Origin of the sequence: Lederbergia lenta NBRC 16444 (genome assembly GCF_001591545.1) — a bacterium.
Lineage (GTDB): Bacteria > Bacillota > Bacilli > Bacillales > Bacillaceae_C > Lederbergia > Lederbergia lenta.
Map to the genome: position 1 here is coordinate 1,200,930 of NZ_BCVC01000001.1, position 25,032 is coordinate 1,225,961.

The 25,032-nt window shown below is 35.8% G+C and carries 23 protein-coding genes and 1 pseudogene; 15 read left to right on the forward strand and 9 right to left on the reverse strand.

Annotated features, from left to right (window positions below; all coding sequences use genetic code 11):
* The first annotated feature begins 101 nt into the window (after nucleotides 1-101).
* Together BLE01S_RS05610 and BLE01S_RS05615 are read left to right on the forward strand one after the other, a co-directional pair.
* Nucleotides 102-1,043, forward strand: coding sequence for a polysaccharide deacetylase family protein (locus BLE01S_RS05610; protein WP_082788668.1), 942 nt, complete (start codon nucleotides 102-104; stop codon nucleotides 1,041-1,043).
* 215 nt (nucleotides 1,044-1,258) lie between these two features.
* Nucleotides 1,259-1,822, forward strand: coding sequence for a hypothetical protein (locus BLE01S_RS05615; protein WP_066138148.1), 564 nt, complete (start codon nucleotides 1,259-1,261; stop codon nucleotides 1,820-1,822).
* Here the strand turns inward: BLE01S_RS05615 and BLE01S_RS05620 are convergent.
* Both BLE01S_RS05620 and BLE01S_RS05625 read right to left on the reverse strand, forming a co-directional pair.
* Nucleotides 1,809-3,128, reverse strand: coding sequence for a PQQ-dependent sugar dehydrogenase (locus BLE01S_RS05620; RefSeq protein ID WP_231955924.1), 1,320 nt, complete (start codon nucleotides 3,126-3,128; stop codon nucleotides 1,809-1,811). The two genes, BLE01S_RS05615 and BLE01S_RS05620, sit on opposite strands and share 14 nt — an antisense overlap.
* A 61-nt stretch (nucleotides 3,129-3,189) precedes the next feature.
* Entirely contained in the window at nucleotides 3,190-4,785 is a 1,596-nt protein-coding gene (locus BLE01S_RS05625; protein ID WP_066138154.1) for an acetolactate synthase large subunit, read from the reverse strand.
* Nucleotides 4,786-4,969: 184 nt separating this feature from the next.
* On the opposite strand from BLE01S_RS05625, the gene BLE01S_RS21265 reads away from it, so the two are divergent.
* Nucleotides 4,970-5,092: a hypothetical protein gene (locus BLE01S_RS21265; protein ID WP_274379900.1), complete on the forward strand. Its 123-nt coding sequence runs from the start codon at nucleotides 4,970-4,972 to the stop codon at nucleotides 5,090-5,092.
* Between the two features lie 287 nt (nucleotides 5,093-5,379).
* Here the strand turns inward: BLE01S_RS21265 and BLE01S_RS05630 are convergent, their stop codons facing one another.
* Complete coding sequence (locus BLE01S_RS05630) at nucleotides 5,380-5,790, reverse strand: DUF5342 family protein (RefSeq protein ID WP_066138156.1); 411 nt, start codon at nucleotides 5,788-5,790, stop codon at nucleotides 5,380-5,382.
* A 535-nt stretch (nucleotides 5,791-6,325) separates the two neighbouring features.
* Between BLE01S_RS05630 and BLE01S_RS05635 the strand changes: the two genes are divergently transcribed.
* The 3 genes from BLE01S_RS05635 (at nucleotide 6,326) to BLE01S_RS05645 (ending at nucleotide 8,078) form a co-directional block, all read left to right on the forward strand.
* The gene (locus tag BLE01S_RS05635; RefSeq protein WP_066138159.1) at nucleotides 6,326-6,757 is read left to right on the forward strand and encodes an SRPBCC family protein; all 432 of its coding nucleotides are present in this window, start codon (nucleotides 6,326-6,328) and stop codon (nucleotides 6,755-6,757) included.
* Nucleotides 6,758-7,120, forward strand: a complete 363-nt coding sequence (locus tag BLE01S_RS05640) for an ArsR/SmtB family transcription factor (RefSeq protein WP_066138162.1) — start codon at nucleotides 6,758-6,760, stop codon at nucleotides 7,118-7,120.
* A gap of 706 nt (nucleotides 7,121-7,826) precedes the next feature.
* Nucleotides 7,827-8,078 carry a hypothetical protein gene (locus BLE01S_RS05645; RefSeq protein WP_066138164.1) on the forward strand — a complete coding sequence of 84 codons (252 nt, stop codon included), beginning with the start codon at nucleotides 7,827-7,829 and terminating at the stop codon, nucleotides 8,076-8,078.
* A gap of 89 nt (nucleotides 8,079-8,167) precedes the next feature.
* Here BLE01S_RS05645 and BLE01S_RS05650 read toward each other — a convergent pair whose 3' ends face one another.
* Nucleotides 8,168-8,944: a DUF2268 domain-containing putative Zn-dependent protease gene (locus BLE01S_RS05650; RefSeq protein ID WP_066138167.1), complete on the reverse strand. Its 777-nt coding sequence runs from the start codon at nucleotides 8,942-8,944 to the stop codon at nucleotides 8,168-8,170.
* A gap of 387 nt (nucleotides 8,945-9,331) precedes the next feature.
* Here BLE01S_RS05650 and BLE01S_RS05655 point away from each other — a divergent pair, with 387 nt between their 5' ends.
* The 5 genes and pseudogenes from BLE01S_RS05655 (at nucleotide 9,332) to panF (ending at nucleotide 13,726) form a co-directional block, all read left to right on the forward strand.
* Nucleotides 9,332-10,390: an LLM class flavin-dependent oxidoreductase gene (locus BLE01S_RS05655; RefSeq protein ID WP_066138170.1), complete on the forward strand. Its 1,059-nt coding sequence runs from the start codon at nucleotides 9,332-9,334 to the stop codon at nucleotides 10,388-10,390.
* 12 nt (nucleotides 10,391-10,402) lie between these two features.
* Nucleotides 10,403-10,839 (forward strand): annotated as a pseudogene (locus BLE01S_RS05660) (NADPH-dependent FMN reductase).
* Between the two features lie 257 nt (nucleotides 10,840-11,096).
* Entirely contained in the window at nucleotides 11,097-11,810 is a 714-nt protein-coding gene (locus tag BLE01S_RS05665) for a class I SAM-dependent methyltransferase (RefSeq protein WP_231955925.1), read from the forward strand.
* Between the two features lie 198 nt (nucleotides 11,811-12,008).
* Nucleotides 12,009-12,290, forward strand: a complete 282-nt coding sequence (locus BLE01S_RS05670; protein ID WP_066138176.1) for a YhdT family protein — start codon at nucleotides 12,009-12,011, stop codon at nucleotides 12,288-12,290.
* Nucleotides 12,287-13,726: a sodium/pantothenate symporter gene (gene panF, locus BLE01S_RS05675; protein WP_066138179.1), complete on the forward strand. Its 1,440-nt coding sequence runs from the start codon at nucleotides 12,287-12,289 to the stop codon at nucleotides 13,724-13,726. The genes BLE01S_RS05670 and panF overlap by 4 nt, the downstream gene beginning before the upstream one ends.
* 62 nt (nucleotides 13,727-13,788) lie before the next feature.
* Here panF and BLE01S_RS05680 read toward each other — a convergent pair whose 3' ends face one another.
* From BLE01S_RS05680 to BLE01S_RS05690, 3 genes are all read right to left on the reverse strand, one after another.
* A complete protein-coding gene (locus tag BLE01S_RS05680; protein WP_066138182.1) occupies nucleotides 13,789-15,051 on the reverse strand; it encodes an MFS transporter in 1,263 nt (420 codons plus the stop codon).
* A 646-nt stretch (nucleotides 15,052-15,697) separates the two neighbouring features.
* Nucleotides 15,698-16,177: a hypothetical protein gene (locus tag BLE01S_RS05685; RefSeq protein ID WP_066138185.1), complete on the reverse strand. Its 480-nt coding sequence runs from the start codon at nucleotides 16,175-16,177 to the stop codon at nucleotides 15,698-15,700.
* A 100-nt stretch (nucleotides 16,178-16,277) separates the two neighbouring features.
* Entirely contained in the window at nucleotides 16,278-16,721 is a 444-nt protein-coding gene (locus BLE01S_RS05690; RefSeq protein WP_066138187.1) for an Hsp20/alpha crystallin family protein, read from the reverse strand.
* A gap of 369 nt (nucleotides 16,722-17,090) precedes the next feature.
* Here BLE01S_RS05690 and BLE01S_RS05695 point away from each other — a divergent pair, with 369 nt between their 5' ends.
* From BLE01S_RS05695 to BLE01S_RS05710, 4 genes are all read left to right on the forward strand, one after another.
* Nucleotides 17,091-19,931, forward strand: a complete 2,841-nt coding sequence (locus tag BLE01S_RS05695; protein WP_066138190.1) for a 2-oxoglutarate dehydrogenase E1 component — start codon at nucleotides 17,091-17,093, stop codon at nucleotides 19,929-19,931.
* Between the two features lie 98 nt (nucleotides 19,932-20,029).
* Entirely contained in the window at nucleotides 20,030-21,280 is a 1,251-nt protein-coding gene (odhB, locus tag BLE01S_RS05700) for a 2-oxoglutarate dehydrogenase complex dihydrolipoyllysine-residue succinyltransferase (RefSeq protein ID WP_066138193.1), read from the forward strand.
* 283 nt (nucleotides 21,281-21,563) lie between these two features.
* Entirely contained in the window at nucleotides 21,564-21,905 is a 342-nt protein-coding gene (locus BLE01S_RS05705) for a zinc ribbon domain-containing protein YjdM (protein WP_066138196.1), read from the forward strand.
* A gap of 327 nt (nucleotides 21,906-22,232) precedes the next feature.
* Entirely contained in the window at nucleotides 22,233-23,069 is an 837-nt protein-coding gene (locus tag BLE01S_RS05710; protein ID WP_066138199.1) for a DUF2935 domain-containing protein, read from the forward strand.
* 101 nt (nucleotides 23,070-23,170) lie between these two features.
* On the opposite strand, the gene sda is transcribed toward BLE01S_RS05710, so the two are convergent.
* Together sda and BLE01S_RS05720 are read right to left on the reverse strand one after the other, a co-directional pair.
* The gene (gene sda, locus BLE01S_RS05715; RefSeq protein WP_066138202.1) at nucleotides 23,171-23,293 is read right to left on the reverse strand and encodes a sporulation histidine kinase inhibitor Sda; all 123 of its coding nucleotides are present in this window, start codon (nucleotides 23,291-23,293) and stop codon (nucleotides 23,171-23,173) included.
* A gap of 127 nt (nucleotides 23,294-23,420) precedes the next feature.
* Nucleotides 23,421-24,905, reverse strand: a complete 1,485-nt coding sequence (locus tag BLE01S_RS05720; RefSeq protein ID WP_066138205.1) for an aldehyde dehydrogenase family protein — start codon at nucleotides 24,903-24,905, stop codon at nucleotides 23,421-23,423.
* Nucleotides 24,906-25,032: the final 127 nt, after the last annotated feature.

A 25,032-nucleotide genomic window follows, 5' to 3' on the forward strand; every position in this document is an offset into this window, starting at 1 on the left:
GCACGCAAAATATCTCTAAACCAACCTTCGTTAGATTGGAGTTTACTTGATTATCATTATGTGTTTATAAAGGGGCGAGCATGATGAAAGAGGGATATATCATGAAACATCTATTGATTGGATGCGCCTTAGCATTAACAATAGGTGGTCATGCAACGATGGCACAGAGTTCCGATACAATATATGGACTTTCTGCTTCCAAAGTAAATAAAGATGAGCTTTACAAGGAAATTGAATTATTTAGTGAGCAAAATAAGGAAGAAGCGATTGACGCGAGAGTAGATAGTGTGTGGAAGGCAATACCTGGATACAATGGAATGGAAGTAAATATTCAATCCAGTTACAAAAAAATGAAAGCAAACGGTAAGTTTGATAAAAGTAAAATTGTATTTAATCAAATATCTCCAAATATTCATTTGAAAGATTTACCACCTGAACCGATCTATAGAGGTAACCCAGAAAAACCAATGGTATCGCTTTTAATCAATGTTGCATGGGGAAATGAGTATATCCCCACTATTCTTCAAACATTAAAAGACCATCGAGTAAAGGCAACATTCTTTTTCGATGGTAGTTGGGTTAAAAAGAATCCGAAACTAGCGATGATGATTGATAAAGAGGGTCATGAGATTGGCAACCATGCTTACAGCCATCCCGACCTCCAACAACGATCAAAGGCTGATACATTAGAAGAAATAAAAAAGACCAACGATATTATTGAAGCAACCCTTGGTAAAAAAACAAAATGGTTTGCTCCACCAAGTGGAAGTTTTAACCAAAATACAATTCAAGTGGCTCATGACCTCGATATGAAAACAATTCTGTGGACGGTTGATACAGTTGATTGGAGAAAACCTGAAACATCCGAAATGGTGAGTCGAGTCGTGTCAAAAGTAGAAAATGGATCAATGGTTCTCATGCATCCAACAAAACCTGTTGCAGAAGGACTAAAGACAATGATAACGGAAATTAAAGCGAAGGAACTTAGGATAGGAACTGTAAGTGATCTGATGAGTGAAAAACGTGTGGAGAATAAAGAATGAAGCATCATTGAATGCAAAACTAAATCCCTAAAATTACAGTAAAATGCCAATAATAAAGTAGTTCCGTCTAGGTGTACAGGGTACATAACGGAACTACTTTTTCATTCGTTTTTACATAAATCTTATTCAATTCTGACTAATTGTTAATGAAAGATAGTCAAGATAGATTACCCTCCAATCATATACTATAAAAGATTCGATGGGGGGAGAGAATTGTGTATATATTTAAAGTAATTGCAGATGATGCTGAAAAAATGCATCTCCACTTTATACGATTATCTAAAACGAATAAACTTGTATTGATTGCTTATTTTAGTTGCTTAGCAGCGATATTTCAATCAGCAGGAGGGTTATTTCCAGGAATCGGATACTTGATTAGTCCATTAGCAACAGCGCCATTACTTTTATGCACAGCTCTATCACTGCCCTTTGGATTACTTAGCTATATGTTAACCATGCTTTTATTACTAATCATTCAACCAAGTGAGCTAATTGTTTTTCCATTCACAACGGGTTTACTAGGGTTTGGGATTGGTATTTCCTTCTGTTTTTTCAAAAGAAGGCTAAATATTATTTTAGGCAGCACCATGATATTAACGCTAGGAATTACGACCCTACTATATATAATTAAGTTTCCTGTTTTAGGACCCACTGTTTCAACATCGTTTTCTTTTTTTACTGGAGGAGCGATCATTTTATTCTCCCTTTTCTACAGTTGGCTATGGGTTGAATTGAGTATTGTTTGTTTTGGAAGATTAAAAAGCATCATAATTTCGTAATCTTCCATATTATGCCGGATTGTGGTTCGAATGGATAGGAGCTATTAGGATTTGTAATGCCGAAATCAGCAATGTACATGTCTTTTCTTTTTCCGAAGATAACATCAATGGGTCTTTCTAAACCACCACCCCCTGTAGCAGATGCAGCAAGCCCTGATTTATTAATAGCAAAAGTCGTAACTTTCCCAGAGTTAACATTAATTCGTGAGATACGGTGACCCACTTTTGGAGCAGGTTTCCCGCCGGTTGTTGTAGGGGCATTACTGCCAAATTCGGCAATATATGCTTCTTCAACTGGAGCGAAATCAGGATCAAAATTGAAGTCAAATCCCATAATCGCTGAATGAGGAGCGAATGTAGTGATCGGTTTTGGCGGTTGCATCGGATGCTGTGTAAGTAAAAAAGTTGGTTGAGATTTTCCTTCCGGTCTAAAGAAGGGGTCAGTAACAGGCATTCCTCCTGTATAATCTGGCCAACCATACCAGATACCTGATCTGATCCATTGGAATTCATCAGGCGAATTAGCAATCGGGCGGCTACCTCTCACGTCTATCCCATGGTTACCACAAAATAAGCGATTTTGACGATCGAACCTTAACCGAAATGGATTTCTTAATCCCCAAGCAATTAATTCAAGCTCCGATCCATCTGGATTGGCACGTAAAATACTTCCATTGGCTCTCGTGATCCCTTTAATTAACTCACCTTGATAAGAAGGAACACCGAAAGGAGAATAAGCCCCTGTCCAAATATTGTCATCAGGTGAGTTGGATAAAATATTGCTGGATTTAAAGTTATGGCCATTTAATGGAGTAAATCCACCAGGGTAGTCATGAAAGAATGGATATTTTTCTACCCAGTCATTATCTTCACCGACAATCCCAGAATTGGTAGCAGTACCTTGACCAAAATACATCTTTCCGTCAGGTCCAAAAATAACCCGATTATTATGATGGTCTCCAAAGCTAGGAAGCCCTGAAAGAACATTTTCTTTCTTACCATCTGGCTTCACTTTCGTAATAAATCCACGGTGGGAAACATAGATATCCCCCTTATAAAAAGTGATCCCTGTTAACGGTGGATTAAATCCTTTTGCTATTAATTGGGGTCCACTTGCAGTAAGCCTGAATATCTTACCATTCCCTGACGTAATTCCCGCATCACCAACTAACATGTCGCCATCATCGCTGAACGTAATATTAATAGGTGTTGTTAGTCCGCGAGCAAACACATCAATTTTATACCCCTTAGGAAGGGCAATATCCTCGACGTTTACTTTTCTTTTAAGTAATTCAGTTTGACTCAAGTTGTCCATCCTCCCAAAAATAGGTATATTCATAACTATTCTTAAGAGGGGGGGTCTTATTCTAAGTATTTAGAGGAACATCGATAAGTGTGATATCTTTTTGAGCATGTAGAGCTGAAGATAACAGTTGCCTAAATTGATGTATATCATTTGCTCTCACTCCATTTATTCCGAAGCTTTGTGCCAATTGAACAAAATCGGGATTTCCATATGTCACACCATCGCTATTTCCAAACTTCTGCATCATCATTTGCTCTTCCAATTTTAATACGGAATCGTTAAGAACAATGATGATGAATGAAAGACCTAATCGTCTTGCGGTCTCTATTTCAGAAATATTCATTAATGCTCCACCATCACCAGTAATACAGATTACAGGATCATTTGGGCAAGCTAACTTAACCCCAATCGAACCAGGAAGTGCAATTCCCATGGAAGCAAAACCGTTTGAGATAATTAAACGATTAGGTGCTTTAGGTTGAAATGTGCGAGCAATTGAAAGTTTATGTGCGCCAACATCAGAAATAATAATCGTTTTTTCTGATGAGAGACCTTCAATAACATGTAAAATATTTTCCGTTGTTAATGGCAAAGATCGGATATGCTCATGATTCCATTCTATTTGATAGTTTTGTGCTATTTGCTTCTTAAGATTTCCTGAAGGACACCATGGTGTAGCTAAACCATCAAAAGTATTCATGATTTTTAGCGTTTCTTTTAAATTTCCAACTAACTCTATTTGAACTGGATAATGTTCATCAACCTCTGCCGGCAAGGTATCTAAATGTATTATTGGGATCTTTGTTTTATTCCAGTCTTTGGGCATTCTCTCTACAAAATCAAAACCAATCACAATCAGTAAATCAGCTTCCGAAATACCGCGTAATATATCATCATTTTCTTGAAATCCAAACGAAAAAAAGTTAAGTACATCGTCTTTCGCCAATATCCCCTTGGCCATAAAACTATGTGTAACAGGCGCTTGAAGTTGTTCAACGAATATTTGAAGTTCTTCTGTTGCCCTTTGTCTAATCGCACCATTACCTACGATGACAAATGGTCTTTGTGACTGGCTGATTATCTTGACTGCCTGCTGCGTAGCTTCTGTTGTCGGCACATTCTCTGGAACGTGGGTAACAGGCAATGCCCTGGAAATCCCAGCCTCTATAGCTATGTTCTCCGGTAATTCAATAACAACAGAACCAGGCTTATCGGACATTGCTAATCGGAACGCTTTACGAATAATTACCGGGATCGTGTTTGCATCTTTTATTTCTACAGACCATTTTGTAACTGGATCCATTAGCTTGATAATGTTGATGTATTGATGTGATTCATTATGCTGTTTCACTATGCTAGCTTGTCCGACAACTGCAACAACCGGGGAATGATCTAAATTAGCGCTAGCAATCCCAGTTACCAAATTTGTTGCACCAGGGCCTAATGTAGATAAACACACGCCTACCCGATTAGATAGTCGTCCATATACGTCTGCCATAAACGCTGCCCCTTGCTCATGCCGAACATTGATGAACTGGATCTGCTTAGACTTAGAAATGGAATCGACTAGATCGAGCGTTTCTTTCCCGGGAATGCCAAAAATATATTCGACACCTTCATTTTCTAAACACTGTATGAATACGTCTGTTGATTTCATAGTAGCTCCCCTGTGGTATGTATTTTCAAACTAGTATGTGTTATAGAGTATGAAAGTATGAATTATGGAGAACTTTGAGTGTTTAATTTGAAAAATTACATAAGTTTGCCAAATAAAATGATTGAACCATAATAAATTATCTAAAAGGGTTATGAGCAATGTTTAGAGCAGGAAGAATTACATTTTGATGAAATCCCCAAAAACAGAATTAATATTTGAAGAGGGGTTTACCATAGGCAATAGTGAGAGGTTTGAAATAATAAAAAAGGAACAATATGTGACTGGAAGAGAACAAGGGCTAAAATAAGAAGAAAAGCAGCCTATAAATACTGATAACGTGAGGAGAGGAGTATGTAAAGGCTTATAATAAAGGTTATAAAGCAGGGATGAAAAAACAATAATGATAGAAGGGAAAGCACCCTAATCATGATCGTTTAATAATTTATATATATGACATGACAGAAATTCTACAAGACATTGGACGTCGACGTAATTTTAAGTCAACGCAAGTTATCACATTACATACAAAAAAAGGATAGAAGAGCAATTACTCCTGCTATTCTATCCTTTTTTTTGTATGGGTTTTACAGAGTGTTAATCTTTTATCAAGTCAGAAACATTCAATTCAATGTCTTCAAGAACATCTTCTTCGAGTTTATTTTTTGGAAGTGGATGAAACCATTGAATTTCTCCGTCATGAAAAATCCCTTGGTAGTTATCTCCATCTACGTTTAATGTGAATTGTTGACGTTCATGTACTTGACCTTCAAACATTGGCTTTACTTCAAAAGATTGAACTTGGTTAGCCATCAAATCTGATACTTTTGATTCAACCCCAGTAAAGATATCTTCTTCAAGCGTATTTTGCGGATGTGGATGGAACCACTGAATTTCTTCCTCATGATAGATTCCTTGATAACTATGCCCTTCAATATTTAGTGTAAACTGATGGCGTTCATGCGTTTGACCCTCGAACATTGGTTTTACTTCAAAATCTTGAAACATGTGTATGCCTCCTTGTATATTGTAATCTAAGTTTTTTCTCAAAGTGCATTATTTTTTGTATTTTAATAGTAGCTAATCAAAATAAGAAACCAAAAAGAAAAAGATGAAAGTTTCATGAGAAAAGCTAACTATTTAAACCTTAACATTATCTTGCGATGGATTTCTACCGTAAACGGACTTTTCCTAAATAAGGAACTAATTCTATCATTTAATTACTATGCCAAAGTGAGATGACATGGGACTTACTTTTAACTTCACAAAATATTCATAAATGCGAATAAAGCATAATCGAGTAAATATTACTTATAATATGCATTTATTATTTACTCTTTCTTACGAGAGAACTTGATGATTAGATAATAATCGTACATATAAATACTTAAGAGACGTAAAGACAATATTCTTTACTACTACTGAAAAGCTTATCATTATTATTCAAATATTTTTTGAGTTAATATAGACATGAAACCAAAAGGTGTTATAAAATAAAAGTGAAACTAAATGGTTTTATCAAACGAGAGAGAAGGGTTAAAAGATGGAAAAAGATAAACAAAATACTGCACAAGACGTTATACAGATGGTTATTTTTGATGCGCCTATTGAGAAAGTCTGGGAAAAGGTATCTACATCTGAAGGAATTGAATCATGGTTCATGCCAAATGATTTTCAGTTAAAACAAGGACATGAATTTCATTTGCAATCACCTTTTGGCCCATCGCCTTGTAAGGTAATTGAGATAGAGGTACCAAATCGCCTTTCCTTTACGTGGGATACAGATGGTTGGATCGTTTCATTTATTCTGAAAGATTTGGGTGGCAAAACAGAATTTACACTTATTCATAGTGGTTGGAAAGATGGGGAAGCGATCGTTCCAAAAGCCGGTGAAAAAGTTTCTATTATTCGCGAACGTATGAATAAAGGTTGGACAGGCATAATAGAGAAACTGCGAAAGATTGTGGAAGGTTAAGTGAATCAGTCGGTACAAAAATACGATGTTTTTCAAGCTATTGCTGATCCAACTCGCAGAAAGGTACTTCAATTACTTGCTGAAAAGGAATTGCCAATTTCAGCAATAACCGCTCAATTTACAATGAGCCGTACAGCCATTGCGAAACATCTTTACATTCTTTCAGAAGCGAAATTAGTAAGTGGTCGAAAAGTGGGAAGAGAAAAACGGTACCAGTTGCAAGCAGAACCATTAGCGGAATTAAAAGATTGGATTTCTTTTTATGAACAATTTTGGGAGAATAAGCTTTCTAACCTTAAACATATTGTTGAAGATCAAAAGGATAATGGCGTAAAACTGATGGAAAAAGAATTAGAGAGGTAAGATCAGTAAGAATGTCATATGCCTGCTTCCAGTCTATATAAACATAAAATAAGTCATTATTGCTCGACTCATCGTTGTAGGTACAATCGATGCATGATTCTCATTATGTGCAATATATAAATTGCACCCTCCATATATTCTCGTTTAATCTCCCCTAATCGATTAATTAATTGAATCGCATCATCAACCATGAAACGTTCTTGCTCATCTACTGTGGTGAGAAGACGTTTCCTCTGGTTTTCATTCGTCCGGTTTCATATTTGTTTGGAGTTGATAATTATTCCACTAAATCGATGGTCCCATGGCAATATATGTTTAAAATGCATTAGGCATTATAAAAAACGTCCATAAGGCAAATAATCCGCTTAGGGTATGTCTACCCATAACAAATTGTTTTAGACGTTCCGGATAAGTATATGTTTCCGAAGAGGCAGTAAAAAACTACTTCAAGGCTTAGAGAAATCGAAGAAGGATAAGTGGGGATAACTGACCGTAAAGACTCGAGTGGTTCAGGTCAAAAGAATGTTGGTCAGTTAGGAAAAAATAGAAGAGAGAGATTCCTTCCTATTGCATATTCGAGAATCTTGTTGAAAGTGAATGTCAAAGAATATGAGTTTCCACTAATAACCTATTGCACTTGTCCATTACGATATTTTTTTCATTACATATAATGTCGTACGGTTCATATGTAAATGGGGGTGAAATCATGTCAGTTGGACATTATCAAGGACTTTGTCAAAGACATATGGGTAGAGCTGTTGAAATTAGAACCCGTGACGGGAGGACACATAGAGGGATCATTCATCGAGTTACCGACAATAGAGTGTATCTTCAACCATTAGACCGCACTAGGAATTTGGGCGGTTTTGGTTACGGCGGTTGGGGCTGGGGCTGGGGAGCTGGAATCGCTCTTGGTTTTATTACTTCATTGGCCGTTCTATCTCTATTCTTTTGGTAATTGATTTAACCATGTTATTAATTAAATTAGCCCAACAAAACAGACGAGAATTCTTTTTCGTCTGTTTTATTTTCAAGTATATTGTATCTTCAATCTAATTGAGCAATAGTATTTGTTTCGATATTTAGTAGATCCTTACATGATTTATTCGTTGCTTCCATATATTTTTTCACTAAATAAAATCCAACACAATACCCTAACATTTTTGGATGGGAACGTAATCCGTATAATATGTTTTGATGTTCACGATCACTTTTTGAAATATTTCGATTCGGAAAAATGACATTACTCCACATATGCTTTATTTTGTCATTTGAATAATACGATGTCCACCTAGCTAAAAGCCTATCCCCGAATCTTTCACGTACCGCATTTTCAGCAATTCCTTCTAAGATAATCGTGTCCAACAAGACGTAATCCTCTTCGTTTTTTTTATACTTTGATAATCGACAAACATGATTATACTCATGAGTAAACAAAGCCCTTATTTCCATTTCTGTGTTAGTATCAGCAATAAATAAAAACAATTTATCTTTGAAAGCCAAACCTGACTTACCATTAAAGTCCTGATTTAAGATTCTATTGTTCGCAGCTGATGGAAAAATAAAGATAGGAATATTTGGACCATCCCAAGCTTTTTGAAGTTGAAGATTTTCATCTTGTACAATTTTCCACACTTTGTTTTTTTGTAACTTATCTACTACAATGTCTCCGTTCCTGATAGGATGATACATTCCATGTGAAATTAAATAATCATAGATATCAGCTGCTGAGGCATCATTAAAGTGCATTCGTATTTTTTCACATATTTTAATTGGCTTATGATATGAATCAATTAACCATTTATCTGTTCTAATTACACCCATACCAGCACCCCTAAATTCCATATTATGCTTAAAATACAATATGGTATTTGCTATATAAACGTTCCGACATTTAATAATAGTGCATTTGTAATATATAGGGTCTTTATACTCGACCCAAACGCTGCATAAAAGTATAAAAAGGTTGTCGTACAGCTGCAATGTGTATTGCTTTTTTTATATTTTTGGTTTTGATTTAGTATATTTCGTTTTTCACACTAGGCTAGCGCTTGCCAACTAATATACCTGCTTTCACCGCAAGATAATTTTGTGCTATTATCATCTTTTTTTTCTGCATAGAATCCTTCGCTTATTAAGCTAAAATTTATGTGTAATAATAGTGTAAGTTGCAATAGAAAACTAAGGTTATATAGAGAAAGGTTGAATATTGTGGAAAAGTATAGAATCAACCAAGGTAAGGGTCTAGAATTTGGCCTTTATACATTAGGGGACCATATTCCAAATCCTTACACTGGAAAGCGTATATCAGAAAAGCAACGGATACACGAAATCATTGAATTAGCTAAACTAGCTGAACAAGCGGGTATTGATGTTTTTAGTGTAGGAGAAAGTCATCAAGAATATTTTACAACTCAAGCACATTCTGTTGTTTTAGCAGCTATTGCGCAAGCGACAGAAAAAATAAAAATTTCTAGTTCTTCTACGATTATCAGTACATCGGATCCCGTTAGAGTGTTTGAAGATTTTTCGACTATTGACTTGATCTCAGATGGTCGAGCTGAAATCGTTGCTGGTCGTGCATCTCGTATAGGACTTTTTGATTTATTAGGCTATAAAGTCCGGGATTACGAAGCGTTGTTTGAAGAAAAGTTTGATTTATTACTTAAGCTCAATGAAGAAGAAGTAGTTAATTGGAGCGGAGATTTTCGCGAGCCTTTAAGGAATGCTAAAGTTTTACCTAGACCTATGCATGGCTCACTCCCCATTTGGCGTGCAGTTGGTGGTACCCCTGCTAGTGCCATGAAAGCTGGTTATGCTGGTGTTCCAATGATGCTGGCTACATTAGGAGGTTCCGCTAGTATTTTTAAAAATACGATTGACGCATACAGAGATACTGTTATTAGTAATGGTTTTGACCCAGCTATTCTACCAGTTGGTACAACTGGTTTTTTCTATGCAGCAGAAACAACACAAGAGGCTATGAGGGAGATGTATCCCTATATTAATGAAGGGATGATTCTAACAAACGGACAAGGATTTCCGAAACAAGCATTCGCACAGGCAGCAGATAAACGTAATGTTATTAATATAGGTAGTCCACAAGAAATCATCGAAAAAATATTATATCAACATGAGCTATTTGGTCATCAACGTTATCTCGCCCAGATGGATTTCGGGGGGATGCCATTTGATAAATTAGCGAAAAATATCGAGATAATCGGCACCGAAATTTTACCAGCTATCAGAAAGTATACAGTAAAAAAATAGGAGTAAATAAATATGAAAATTGTAGGGTTATCGGGTTCAATTGTTGGTTCTAAAACAAAAAAAGCAATGAATTATATTTCTAAGGAAGTCTCGAGCAATATCCAGAAGCAGAATATACGCTAATCGACTTAGCGGAATATAATGTTCAGTTTAGTGATGGACGTAATTATTTGGAATATGAAGCCGATACTGGATTTGTGGCAAAACAGATGATGGAAGCTGATGCGATTATGATAGGAACGCCTATTTTCCAGGTTTCTATTCCAGGAACATGAAAGAACATTTTTTGTTCAAACTTATATATTTATCAAAGAAAAAGATTTTAATCGTAAGGAAGTTGTAAATGATGATATCCTTTTTAGAAGGAACGTCTAGTTGAAGATACCATTTCGTTAACAGATACCTATACAAAACTTAGAGAAGCACAAGAAGCTAAATATGATTTTTGATATTCAGTCCTTTAAAACAATGAATGTAGCTAGGAAATAACTAAAACGCCCCTGCATAAAGCCAAATGATGTTTTAATAAACAAAGTAAAAAAAACAAAGAAAACCGTACTATTACGAAACCTAACCGTCGTTTCGTAAATAGTTCGGTTTTTTCATTGGTTAAATACTTTTATTCCAGCTTCATTTTTAATCGGTGAACCAATTATTTCCATGATCATAAAATAATGTACATTTTCTAAAAAGGATGGGACTTGAATTGAATTATACTTATCTTGACTGTTTGTCAGCATTAGGAGTTGGCGGAGCACATCCGGGGGGGCTTCAACTAACCAAAGAGCTTTTATCTAAAGAAAAAATAGATGAAACAAAATTGATTCTTGATGCAGGATGTGGAACAGGGCAAACATCTGCATATATTGCTGAACGGTATCAATGCCAAGTGACAGCATTAGATTCTAACAAAATTATGTTAGATAAAGCTAGAAAGAGATTTTCATCCATACAATTGCCGATCAAGGTGAAGGAAGGGAGCACTGAAAAACTTCCTTTTGAGGAGAGGATGTTTGACATGATCCTTTCAGAATCAGTTATTTGTTTTACAGATATATGTCTAACAATAAGTGAATTTAAAAGAGTATTAAAACAGAATGGTGTATTGATCGCCACTGAAATGGTTCTTGAAAAATCATTAGCTGAAAAAGATCTAAAAACAATTGTCGATTTTTATGGAGTTACTCAATTATTAACAGAAAAAGAATGGCATAATCTTCTCCAGAAAGCTGGATTTACCCAAGTAAATGTTGAGAAATTTAAGCTTCAATTAGCTAAAAATGAAGTGCAAAATGCTACTGATTTTTCACTATCTGAAAATATAGATGAAAATATATTTGAAATTCTTGAACAACACGAGTATTTTACAACAAAATACAAGGATATCCTAGGTTTCCGAGTTTTTAGATGTTGTATTTGAATTATTCGATCTTATATATTAAAGTGCTTTTCAAATCGAATGTTGCAAGCGATGAATGGGTGAAGTTAGATTTATAAATAATAAACGAATATTTAATGAATACGTGGAGTCCTATGACTTTTCTTTTTTATTGTGTCTATACCTTCATTTCTATATAATATGAAAGATTAGCTCAACAAGAAAAGGAGAAGTTTTTGGATGGAAGAAAAAGAAAGAATGGACTGGCGTTTTAAAATAGCACATAAAGAAGCGTGGATTGGTGTTATTTTAGTAATTATTCATTTTCTATGGTGGTTTGGTTTTGCATTTGGATTAGGTAAAAAGCCAGTTGAAGAATATTCATATGTATTTGGATTGCCAGCATGGTTCTTTTATAGTTGTGTGCTTGGATTTATTGTAATGGTTTTTCTCGTTTCTATAGCTATAAAGTTTTTATTCAAAGATATTCCATTTGATGATGAGGAAGGGGAAAAGAAGTGAATATTCAAGTCATCTTGCCTTTATTATTCTTTCTTATCATCATTTTCATTGCGGGGATATACGCGGCAAAATATATAAAAACTTCGGATTCATTTTTACAAGAGTATTTTCTTGGAAGTAGGCAGTTGGGTGGATTTGTATTGGCGATGACAATGATCGCTACATACGGAAGTGCAAGTAGTTTTCTCGGTGGGCCCGGTGCAGCCTATCATTACGGACTCGCATGGGTATTATTAGCTATGACTCAAGTTGTATCTGGATACTTTCTTCTTATGGTGCTTGGGAAGAAGTTCGCTATAATGGCTAGAAAATACGACGCAGTTACTTTAACCGACTTTTTGAAAAGCAGGTACAACTCTCATTGGGTAAGCATTATCTCAGCGATTAGTATTATTATATTTCTATTCTCAGCAATGACGGCGCAGTGGGTAGGGGGCGCAAGGCTAATTGAATCGGTTGTTGGCGTTTCGTATACAACAGCTTTGTTCATTTTTGCTGTTTCCGTTATGATTTATGTTATTATCGGTGGATTTCGCGCAGTTGCGATTACAGACGGTATCCAAGGAATGATTATGCTTGGAGGAACAATCATCATTGTAGTTGCAGCCATTATCGCGGGTGGTGGCATAGAAAACATTATGACCGAGCTCAGAAACGAGAACCCCAATTTATTAAGTCCATATGGCTCTGACAAGAGTTTAACGCCATTATACATTTCTTCGTTTTGGATTCTCGTAGGAGTGGGTGTAGTTGGGTTGCCACAAGTTTCTGTAAGAGCAATGTCATATAAAAATGCTCGATCGATGCATAAGGCAATCATCATTGGTACGATTGTGATTGGAATTATTATGCTCGGTATGCACCTTGCTGGAGTGTTTGCGAGAGTGATCATACCAGGTATTAATGTACCAGATACGGTGATGCCAACTTTAGCACTTTCTATTTTGCCGCCATGGGCAGCGGGGATCGTATTGGCCGCACCTATGGCAGCAATTATGTCAACTGTGGATTCATTGCTATTGCTTGTTGCATCGGCAATAGTGAAAGATTTATATGTTGGTTATATTAACCCAAAGGCGGAAATATCTAAAATAAAGACAATTAGTTTTTGGACAACCGCTTTAATCGGCGGAGCAGTTTTTCTTTTAGCGATTCACCCTCCTGAATTACTCATTTGGCTAAATTTATTTTCTTTTGGAGGATTGGAAGCTGTATTTATATGGCCTGTTGTGCTCGGTCTATATTGGCATAGAGGAAATAAATATGGAGCTATTAGCTCCATGGTTGCAGGTATGGGATCATATATATTTTTTCATTTATGGTATCCAGATGCTTTTGGTATGCACACGGTTGTGCTACCTGTCTTCATTTCTCTTATCGTATTTGTCCTTGTGTCTATATCAACATCCGCTAAACATAAACGTATTACATACTAATAAACAGGTTAAGCCCACAGAAGATCCTTATCTCCTGTGGGCTGTGCCAAAGAAAAAATCAATTACTCTAAAACAGGCTTTATTTCTATGGCTTGCTTTTCTTTCTCAGGTTTTATTGCTATAAGGGCAAGCAAAGCGCCAATAAGACTAAGACCGACAAGCAGGAGAATCATGTCAATATTATTTCCTTTCATTAATAACGCAATAACTGGAGGCCCTGCAGCTACTCCTGCAAAGCGCATAGAACTGAAAATGGATGTAATCGTACCACGCATTTCTTTTTCTATGCTTTGTGTTAAAATGGCGTCTAAACAAGGCAGAGCAGCGCCAATTCCAATTCCACAAAAAGAAAAAACAATAATCAAATAAATAAACTTATCAGATATCATAGTTGCAGCTACAGTAGCACCTACCAAGACGATGCCAAAAAATGAAATCCATTTCATTTTTATTAAACTATCCTTAATTACTCTCCCAGCAGTAAATGAAGCGATACATAAAGCAGCTAAAGGTATCGCTAACAAGAAACCTTTCTTTATACCATCATATCCATAATTATCTTCCAAAATGGAGGATAAATAAAAAAGCAACCCAAATAAAATAAACATTAATATTGCCCCAATAATAAAAACGGCTATTAACCATCTTCGGTGTGCTTTAAATATTTCTTTGGTGTTTTTGGAGAATCTGCCAAAAGATAACTCATGCTTGTCATTTTTCGGTTTTTTTACTAAGAATAAAATTAAAATTAAAGAAATGAGACTAAATACCGGAATAGAAAAAAACGGTAGAAACCAAACCAAACCTGCTAAGAGAGAGCCGAGAACAGGACTTAACACCTTTCCAAATGTATTAGAGGTCTCTATTAATCCCAAAGTGGTACTTACGTCTTTATCATCCTTGAATAAATCTCCAACAAGAGGAAGAACGATAGGAAAAGCTCCGGCAGCACCAATACCTTGTAGAACCCTTCCGATAATAATCCACATAAATGCAGAATCCATTTGCCAAGATGCCCATCCAGCGATAATCCCACCAATTCCAGTGATAATTAACGAAGGGACTATTACAATTTTCCGCCCAAACTTATCAGATAGAAAACCCGCAATCGGTATAAGGATTATTGCTACGATGGAATAAACAGTAATAATATAGCTTGATTGCAGCTTTGTAATATCAAGTTCTTTCTCCAATTGAGGTAAAATTGGAATAAGCATGGAATTCCCCAATGTCATGATTAGTGGGATTGAAGCGATAGAAAGAATGGCCCACTTTTTCTCGGATATTCCACTACTTGCCCTAACTTCATTTTGATTTTGTCCCATGGCTATTTCCTTTCACACATAGTAAAATTAATATTTACTAATTTTAATTATTTATCCTTCATTTGTAGAATAGGTAAGAAATCAAATGTAACAAAGGGCAAAATAAGTATGTTCATTAGTTAAATAAAGATAGAAAGGTAAGAATTAATAAGTAATCAGCATGATTAAACAAACAAGGATTCGAAAGTGATGAAATAGCTGATCTGTAGCATCAAGGCGGGGAAGACTGGGCTGTTTGCTTCAATCCATTTAACACTATGAATGATTGAAGCAAACATATAAAATACAATTGCCCGTACCTGTATCTTGGGAAAACATCACCAACATGGGTATCGAGGAAGATCAAGTGTAATGCTGTAATCTACTCGATGCGTGATACAACTATTCAAATTACGTAGGGGAAAATCCCATGTTCAACGATTGACCCTTATAATAAGGAAAAAGGTGTGCTTTTTGAGGTTGTTGGACAGGGGAAATTGGTTATTTTGCAAAATCTCCTGAATTTGGAGAAATCGACAAGGAAGTCAAACTTATATTACAAGCCCGTCCTAATCCAATTGTTTCTATTAATAACATACATCATATATTTTTCCATGCCTTAGCTTGCTAAGGCAATGCTTGAAAAACTTATACTTAAGAAATATATTTAGTCAAATAAATCCGGTGGGGAACCAGTTCGAATAATTGTCACAATGGATTTTCCATCACTAAAATGATTTTCCCCATATTGAATAGGGAGGAGAGAAAAGAATATATAATAAACTGAAAAATATACGAACTGATAAAAGAATAAATGTTTTGGTAAAATGCCTAAGTAGATAGACGAATTTACCAAGACAATTGCTAAGATATTAAAAATGATTCCACCTGCATGAACGAGACAGTGAGTCCACTTATTGTTAATCTTTAATTGTTGATAATGGCATTCTGAGTCAAAAAAGTAAACAAGACGCAATTCAAAAATGCCATAAGATAATAGAGTTTTACCCCTACCCAATGCTAATTTAATTTTGCCGCCAAATAATTTTGCGAAGAAGAGATGACCTAAAGAATGAATAAGTGCCACAAGTGGTAATGTTACAAAAAAAGCAATGACAAAAGTCATCATATCATTAAATGTAAACAAATTATTACTCCTTAATAATCGTCATATATTATAAAAATGTTTTGCCAATGATTAATAGATGTTTTCACTTATTCCATTGTAATTAAACATTATTATTTAATCAGAGTTTTTCAGAGATAGAAATCTCGGTAAATTGTAGATCATCACTTTTAGGGATCTTTATCTCTAGAATATTATCTTTCACTTGGGCAGTAGCTCCCTTTTTTTTAACAACACAAGGGAGAACGATTACTTTTCTGCTCCCTTCTTCGTGTATGTTTTCAAGAATTGCCTGATTGGAAGTATGAAAAATACGTAATTGTTTAAGTGTTACTTCCTTCGGTAAGGTCAATCTTATATAAACGTAATCAAATGTTTCGAACACATTACTCCCTAACGCAGTATCTTCTGATGTGCTTGGTGACTTTTCTTGCGTATCAGGGAATTGTGAAATATTAAACTTCCGCATCATATCATTTACATAAGATTGAATATCACCCGGTTTCATTTCCTCAGCCATTTTTTTAAATTCATCTTTGAATGGGAAACTTCCCCAAGGAATCATATTTTTCACCCCACAATCATTACCTTTCTATTTATATATATGCGTCATCGAAAAAAAAGAAATTGAAAAATTACGCAAAATAAAATTAAATAGTAAACTTGAAACAAAACCGTTTGATTTTTTGCTTAATAGTAGTAAGATTGTATATGGAATTTTAATAGTTCCTTTATAAGAAAGTACTGTTGTAATATCTAAATTAAATAACGGTCATGGAAACGATGTAAATGATATTAATACTTTAATTTGTTCATTTACAGTGTTAAAATGGAGGTGTAAGCGTTTTTTGAAAATGCTTCAGTAATACATAATTACATCGTTTAATTAATCTAAGAAAAAAATATCGTCGAAAATTGTGGAGGCGTATTATTAATGAGTAAACGTGCGTCATATCAAGGAACACCTTGGCAAGAATTCTCGGGACCAAACCTTGGGTATGTAATTGAAGAATACGACCGGTATGTCAATGATCCAGAGAGTGTTGATCCCGAATTAAAAGGAATGTTTGAACAATGGGGGGCACCCTCACCTGTAATTGAATCTGAAACGACAAAAGGGCAGGCAGATGTATCTTTTCAAATACCAGCTAATCCAGATATGTATAGTAAAATTGTAGCTGCCGTGAAATTGGCTGATAATATTCGGACATATGGTCATTTGGCTGCAGATATTAGGCCGTTAAGTGATAAGATACCTGATATCAGAAGAATAGATATCGCGGAATACAATTTGACAGAAGAAGATTTAAAACAAATTCCCGCATCTTTTATTTCACCAAATGCTCCGTCAGACTTAAAAGACGGTTTGGATGCGATTACTCACTTGAAAAAAGTGTATACTCAGAAACTTGCATTTGAATATCATCAAGTACATGACTTGGAAGAGAAAAATTGGTTGCAAAAACAAATTGAGTCAGAAAGTTTCTATCCTAATCTATCAAAAAAACAAAGAATTGCTTTATTATATCGACTTGCAGAAGTAGAAGGTTTTGAAAAATTTATCCATAGAACATTTGTTGGTCAAAAGAGATTTTCCATTGAAGGACTAGATACGCTCGTTCCATTAATGGATCAAATCATTGGTTCTACAGTAGAAACAGGTACGAGAACTGTTAATATAGGTATGGCTCACCGTGGGCGTCTTAATGTACTGGCACATGTTCTCGAAAAGCCATATAAATTGATTTTTTCAGAGTTTCAACATGCCCCGAACAAAGATTTGATCCCTTCTGAGGGTTCAATCGGGATTACGTACGGATGGACAGGTGATGTGAAATATCACCTAGGTGCCGATCGTAAAGTCAAAAGAGGAAGTACAGCGAATACTAGAATTACCTTGGCTAATAATCCGAGTCATCTTGAGGTTGTTGGACCTATCGTTGATGGATATACACGAGCAGCCCAAGAGGATCGAAACAAAGCCGGTTATCCGGATCAAGATAAAGCAAGCTGTGTTGCTATTTCAGTTCATGGAGATGCCGCTTTTCCTGGAGAAGGTATTGTACAGGAAACATTAAATATGGGACGTTTAAAGGGCTATGATACTGGCGGAACAATTCATATCATCGCGAATAACATGATCGGTTTTACTACCGAAAGTTCTGATTCACGTTCAACTAAATATGCTTCAGATATAGCAAAAGGTTTTGAAGTACCGATTGTTCATGTAAATGCGGATGATCCAGAAGCTGTAATTGCTACAGCAATATTGGCTTATAAATATCGTCAAAAGTTTCATAAAGACTTCGTAGTTGATTTAGTCGGTTATAGACGTTTTGGTCACAACGAAATGGACGAGCCGATGGTTACAAATCCACTCATGTACAATGTGGTAAGTAAACATCCAACAGTGAAAGAAATCTATACTGAACGTCTTATCGAAAAAGGGATATTGCAAAAAGAAGAAGCAACACAGATTGATGAAGAAATTCAAGCGAAATTACAAAAATCTTATGATTCTGTCACGAATAAAGATGGTGAACGGGATACTGCTATGAACCCTCCGGAACATATAGTAAACGGTCACAGAGAATTAAAAACAAATGTTCAGGCAGATGTGTTAAAAACTATTAATCAAGAACTTTTAGAGTGGCCTGAAAACTTTAATGTATTTCAGAAGCTTAGCCGTATTTTAAAAAGAAGATCCAATCTTGTTGAAGGCGAAAGCAAAATTGACTGGGCGCATGCAGAATCACTTGCATTTGGTTCTATTTTAAAAGATGGAACACCGATTCGATTTACTGGTCAAGATTCTCAACGTGGAACGTTTGCACAAAGAAACCTTGTATTACATGATGAGAAAACAGGAGAAGAATACATCCCGATGCATCATTTGAAAGATGTGAAATCCTCATTTGTCGTTTACAATAGTCCATTAACAGAAGCGGCTGTAGTTGGTTTCGAATATGGGTACAATGTTTTCGCACCTGAGACTCTAGTAATATGGGAAGCGCAATTTGGAGACTTTGCTAATATGGCCCAAGTTTTCTTTGATCAGTTTATTTCTTCCGGTAGAGCAAAATGGGGACAAAAATCTGGTTTAGTTATGTTACTGCCCCATGCATATGAAGGACAAGGTCCTGAGCATTCAAGTGGAAGGGTAGAAAGATTTTTGCAAAGTGCAGCTGAAAATAACTGGACTGTAGCTAACGCATCTACCGCAGGACAGTACTTTCATTTGTTAAGAAGACAAGCAGCTATGTTAAGGGAAGAATGGGTTAGACCATTAGTAGTTATGACACCGAAGAGTTTACTACGTCATCCGCTTGCTGCAGCCGATATAACAGATCTATCAGAAGGTAGTTTCCAATCTGTTCTTGAACAAAAAGGGCTCGGAAGTAATTATGATTCTGTAGAGCGTATCATTCTTTGTAGTGGTAAAGTAGCGATTGATTTGGAAGAACATTTAAAAGATAAAGAAGATGTAGATTGGCTTCACATTGTAAGAGTGGAGGAATTATATCCTTTTCCAACACAAGAATTAACGACTATCTTTAATCGCTATCCGAACGCAAAAGATCTTGTTTGGGTACAAGAAGAGCCAAAAAATATGGGTGGATGGTTACATGTTGAACCATATTTAAGAAAAATCGCCTTAGAGGGTGCGGAAGTTAGATACATTGGTCGTCGTAGACGTTCAAGTCCTTCTGAGGGAGATCCAACTATCCATAGAAAAGAACAAACTCGAATTCTTCAAGCCGCATTCACGAAATAAACTTGAACCAAAAACTTTTGTAGTTTTGTTAATTCAAACCAGAAGTAGTTGCTTATTAACAGCTGACATCGCTTTATATATTAGAGGAGGATTTTAAAGTGGCAGAAATCAAAGTTCCAGAACTGGCAGAATCGATAACAGAAGGTACAATTGCGCAATGGTTAAAAAAACCAGGCGATCATGTTGAAAAAGGAGAGTACATCGTTGAATTAGAGACAGACAAAGTCAACGTAGAGGTAATTTCCGAAGAAGCAGGAGTTGTACAAGAGCTAAAAGCATCTGAAGGGGATACTGTCCAAGTTGGGGATGTAATAGCAATTGTTGAAGCTGGAGCTACATCAGGTTCCGAAACATCTAGTGAACCACAAAAAGCAGCGGAAGAAAAACAAGCACCTGCTCAATCAGAAGCTCAGCCAGTAATAGAAGAAACTACAAAGGATGAAGGAAAAGATCGCCCAATTGCTTCTCCTGCAGCGCGCAAGCTCGCTAGAGAAAAAGGGATCGATCTTAGTGAAGTTCCAACGATAGATCCGCTAGGACGAGTTCGCAAACAAGATGTTACATCATTTTCTAATGAACCAAAGCAACCAGCACCGGAAAAAGCCGCTACTCCTAAGGCAGCTCCAACATATAATCAAAATGATGGAAAGCCTGTAGAGCGCGTTCGTATGTCACGACGTCGTCAAACAATTGCTAAAAGACTTGTCGAAGTACAGCAAAACACTGCAATGTTAACAACGTTTAATGAAATTGATATGTCAGCTGTCATGAATTTACGTAAGCGTAAAAAAGATAAATTCTATGAACAACATGACGTTCGTCTTGGTTTTATGTCATTTTTCACAAAAGCTGTAGTTGCCGCATTAAAAAAATATCCAGCAGTAAATTCTGAGCTAGATGGTGATGAACTAGTTTTGAAAAAGTTCTATGATATCGGTGTTGCTGTATCAACGGATGAAGGGCTTGTTGTCCCAGTCATTCGCGATTGTGACCGCAAAAACTTCTCAGAAATTGAAGGGGATATTCTTGCAGTAGCGAAAAAGGCGCGTGACAATAAATTAGCATTAAGTGATCTGCAAGGTGGTACGTTTACGATTACAAACGGTGGGGTATTTGGATCATTATTATCGACACCGATCTTAAATGGAACACAAGTAGGGATCCTTGGTATGCATACAATACAAACACGCCCTGTTGCAATCGATGCTGAGAATATGGAAAATCGCCCTATGATGTATGTCGCTCTATCTTATGATCATCGTGTAATTGATGGAAAAGAAGCCGTTGGATTTCTAGTAACGATTAAACAATTACTAGAGAATCCAGAAGATCTACTACTAGAAGGCTGATTTTCACTCGATCATAAAAGAGTATTAATATATTAGCTTTAAATAAAATTATCCTAATTTCCCCCATTAGACACTAATATCTAATGGGGTGTTTTATATTTGTCTAGTTATTAATGTCTAAATATAACTCTATAGACTTATATCTTAAATACCTTAGTCAAGGTTTGTCTTTATAAGAAGACTATGGCAACATATAAGTAGCTTCTTGTACACTTATGTTAAGAGAAGAGGATTGAAGATAATTTATCAAGGAACGAACAATTATGGACGGAGGAAATGATTAATGGTTGATTTACCAAAATGCCCAAAATGTAATTCACAATATACTTATGAAGATGGGAGTCTCTTGGTGTGCCCAGAATGTGCCTATGAGTGGGCAATCGAGACAGAGGCAGAAATGATTGAAGATAAAAAGATTGTTAAGGATGCAAATGGTAATGTTTTGAACGATGGTGATTCAGTAACAGTAATCAAAGACCTGAAAGTAAAAGGTAGTTCATCCGTTGTAAAAATAGGTACAAAAGTAAAAAGTATTCGTTTGGTAGACGGTGATCATGATATTGATTGCAAAATTGATGGTTTCGGAGCTATGAAACTCAAATCTGAATTTGTTAAAAAGGTCTAAAAGAATGTAATCGTAGGGTGGGAGTTTAATCAATGCCACTAAGTAACAGATAACGAGCAAATATGATGACAATAAAACAAACATAGATTTATAGGAGTATATTTGTAGAGTTAGGTTTGGAACGGAGAGCCTAACCGATCAACATTAATATGAACAATTATATAAAAAGTACGCTATCCATTTTACATAAGTAAGAACCTATATTGATTAGTATTTCCATCAATATAGGTTCTTTTTCTTTGACATAATGTTCATTTAACACTAAACCTTACAAAGTTATAACTGTATTTTTATAGGTATGAAAACAAAAGAATAGAATATGCTTTCATGAGCAGGCGTATAAAGGAGGCCAACTTATTGTCCATTATATTAAAAGAGGTAAAGTTTGAATATGAATTCTGGTTACAAGTTTTCGGGGATCATTCTCGATTTATCCTTGATTCATTAGGTCCATCAGAGAAAAATGATATCGCAATTGCTAAGACATTTAAAAGCAATTTTGATCGATTATTAACCGACGCAAGACAGCTAAATACATTAGAAAATGCATTAAAATTATTAGCGCAAATTGAACCACAGGTGCTTGGATTGAAAAAATTTAAACTATCCATCTTGGAAAAGTTGCTTTTTAATAAAATCACATTTCACCTTTCTCCAACTTTTATGAATCATATGGTTAACGAACTAGAAGAATTTGAACGGATTATTAGTTATTATAAGAGGAAAGAATCTCCACCAATTGTACATGAATTACACCATCACTTACTTTGGCTGCAAGATGCTTCTGGGCATGCTGGGGCAATTGAAGATAAACTCGATGCAACGGAAAAAGCATTTAAAAAGAAAAGCGCTGAATTCAATCAAGACTTTAATCATCTTTATTTAAAAGCAGTAGAATTCGCCGGTTTTATACGTACAAAAGCACATCACTTCCCGGCATTAGATAGAATGAACAATGATATAAAGTTAGAGATAGAGGCGTTTCAATTGTTTTTAAATGAAATATTGGAACTAGAAATTTCTGAAAAAATTCTTGGGAATTTTCCTGCTTTAATGGCAGATCATATGTTTCGCGAAGAATGCTATTATCTAAATCAATTAGCTAAATCATCTAATACACCAGAGCCTGAGTGTGATCCTACTTCACCTAGATTTGAAAAGTAATAAATAAATTTAGATGGTTATATAAAAACAAAAAAAGCGTGCAAGTGATCTCGCACGCTATACTTTTATTTATTCTATTAAATAGAGAAGTAGTTTGACCATCAAGGATTTAACCCGCGTTTTCTAATTTCAGATTTCAACAATCTAACGACATTATCTCCGTGATCATTCTTTTTCGCATCTCGATAGGCTGCAACAAGCTGTTCGTTAGTCATAACTCTCATCCGTGCAAAACCTCCTCTTGAAATTGAATAATTCTCTATATTTAATTATTCTACACTGTTTGAAACAAAAAGAAAAGTATTAACTACGAAATTATTATTCAATTAATATAAACGACATTCATTCTAATTATTCCATAGCAATCCATACGCTTTTAACTTCAGTATAATTATTCAGTGCGTACGATCCCATTTCACGACCGATACCTGATTGTTTAAATCCACCAAATGGTGCGGCCGCATCAAAAGCATTATAGCAATTCACCCACACTGTGCCAGCCCGAAGTTTGTTTGCTACATAATGAGCGCTTGCTACATCCTGAGTCCACAGTCCTGCTGCAAGTCCATATTCACTATTATTTGCTCTATCTATCACTTCGTCTAAATCTTCGTATGGCATCGCAGCAATAACGGGTCCAAAAATTTCTTCTTTTGCAATCGTCATATCATCGTTTACATCCGCAAAGATGGTTGGTTCTACAAAAAAACCTTCTTCACGCGGCTTTTGCCCCCCAGTAAGCAGTTCTGCCCCTTCATTAATTCCCTTCTCTATATAATTTAATACCCGATTTTGCTGAACAGAAGATACCAAAGGTCCTATTTGTGTATCTTGATTTAATCCCGCTCCTTGTTTAATGTTTTTGGCGTGTGATGCCATATCTGCCACTACATTATCAAAATTTTTCTTTTGAATAAATACTCGAGACCCAGCACAACAAACCTGTCCTTGATTAAACATGACACCATTTAATGCACCTGGTATTGCTTTTGTTAAATCTGCGTCGGGTAAAATAATATTAGGTGATTTCCCACCCAGTTCTAGCGTTACTCTTTTTAAAGTAGTAGAAGCTCTTTGCATAATTAATTTTCCGACTTCAGTAGAACCGGTAAAAGCTATTTTATCAACTTGAGAATGATCAACGAGAGCTTGTCCAGCAGTTCCGCCAAATCCTGGAACAATATTAATAACTCCCGGCGGGAAACCTGCCTCTTCAATGAGCTCAGCTAAATATAATGCGGAGAGGGGTGTTTGTTCTGCAGGTTTTAAAATAATCGTACAGCCTGTAGCAAGTGCAGCACCCATTTTCCACATTGCCATTAGCAATGGGAAGTTCCAAGGAATAATTTGACCAACCACTCCTACGGCTTCATGGCGGGTATACGTAAAATATGGTCCGGCTACTGGTATGGTCTGACCAGTAATTTTAGTCGACCATCCGGCATAATAGCGCATATGTTCAATCGCGAGAGGAATATCTGCATTCATCGTTTCACTGATCGGTTTTCCATTATCAAGCGTTTCTAATTGTGCCAATGCTTCTTTATTTTCTTCCATCAAATCTGCTAGTTTGTACATGAGTCTGCTTCTTGATGCAGCACTCATCTTCGACCATTCTCCATCATCGAATGCATTCCGAGCAGCTTTAACAGCTTTATCAATATCTTGCTCATCAGCTTCATATAAGGTAGCAAGCGCATCTCCAGTTGCAGGATTCGGAGTTTCGAACGTTTTACCAGAGACACTCTCAACAAAATCTCCATTGATATACATCTTTTTAGTACCTTGCAGAAATTTTTGTAGTTTCTCGTTTATTTCGATCGTAACTTGGCTCATTGAATTCCTCCTTAAAATAATAAAAAATCATTCAATAATATTGATAGCGCTTACAAATAGTAGTTTACTAGATCTAATTTATAAAAACAAGTAAATTAATAATAAATAGTTGAATTTCTATTAGTAA

Excerpts from the sequence above, each read along its gene's own strand:
- BLE01S_RS05610 (WP_082788668.1), top strand. The coding sequence starts at position 102 with ATGAAACATCTATTGATTGGATGCGCCTTAGCATTAACAATAGGTGGT.
- BLE01S_RS05625 (WP_066138154.1), bottom strand. The coding sequence starts at position 4,785 with ATGAAATCAACAGACGTATTCATACAGTGTTTAGAAAATGAAGGTGTC.
- BLE01S_RS05630 (WP_066138156.1), bottom strand. The coding sequence starts at position 5,790 with ATGTTTCAAGATTTTGAAGTAAAACCAATGTTCGAGGGTCAAACGCAT.
- BLE01S_RS05635 (WP_066138159.1), top strand. The coding sequence starts at position 6,326 with ATGGAAAAAGATAAACAAAATACTGCACAAGACGTTATACAGATGGTT.
- BLE01S_RS05645 (WP_066138164.1), top strand. The coding sequence starts at position 7,827 with ATGTCAGTTGGACATTATCAAGGACTTTGTCAAAGACATATGGGTAGA.
- BLE01S_RS05650 (WP_066138167.1), bottom strand. The coding sequence starts at position 8,944 with ATGGGTGTAATTAGAACAGATAAATGGTTAATTGATTCATATCATAAG.
- BLE01S_RS05670 (WP_066138176.1), top strand. The coding sequence starts at position 12,009 with ATGGAAGAAAAAGAAAGAATGGACTGGCGTTTTAAAATAGCACATAAA.
- BLE01S_RS05680 (WP_066138182.1), bottom strand. The coding sequence starts at position 15,051 with ATGGGACAAAATCAAAATGAAGTTAGGGCAAGTAGTGGAATATCCGAG.
- BLE01S_RS05690 (WP_066138187.1), bottom strand. The coding sequence starts at position 16,721 with ATGATTCCTTGGGGAAGTTTCCCATTCAAAGATGAATTTAAAAAAATG.
- BLE01S_RS05695 (WP_066138190.1), top strand. The coding sequence starts at position 17,091 with ATGAGTAAACGTGCGTCATATCAAGGAACACCTTGGCAAGAATTCTCG.
- BLE01S_RS05705 (WP_066138196.1), top strand. The coding sequence starts at position 21,564 with ATGGTTGATTTACCAAAATGCCCAAAATGTAATTCACAATATACTTAT.
- BLE01S_RS05710 (WP_066138199.1), top strand. The coding sequence starts at position 22,233 with ATGAGCAGGCGTATAAAGGAGGCCAACTTATTGTCCATTATATTAAAA.
- sda (WP_066138202.1), bottom strand. The coding sequence starts at position 23,293 with ATGAGAGTTATGACTAACGAACAGCTTGTTGCAGCCTATCGAGATGCG.
- BLE01S_RS05720 (WP_066138205.1), bottom strand. The coding sequence starts at position 24,905 with ATGAGCCAAGTTACGATCGAAATAAACGAGAAACTACAAAAATTTCTG.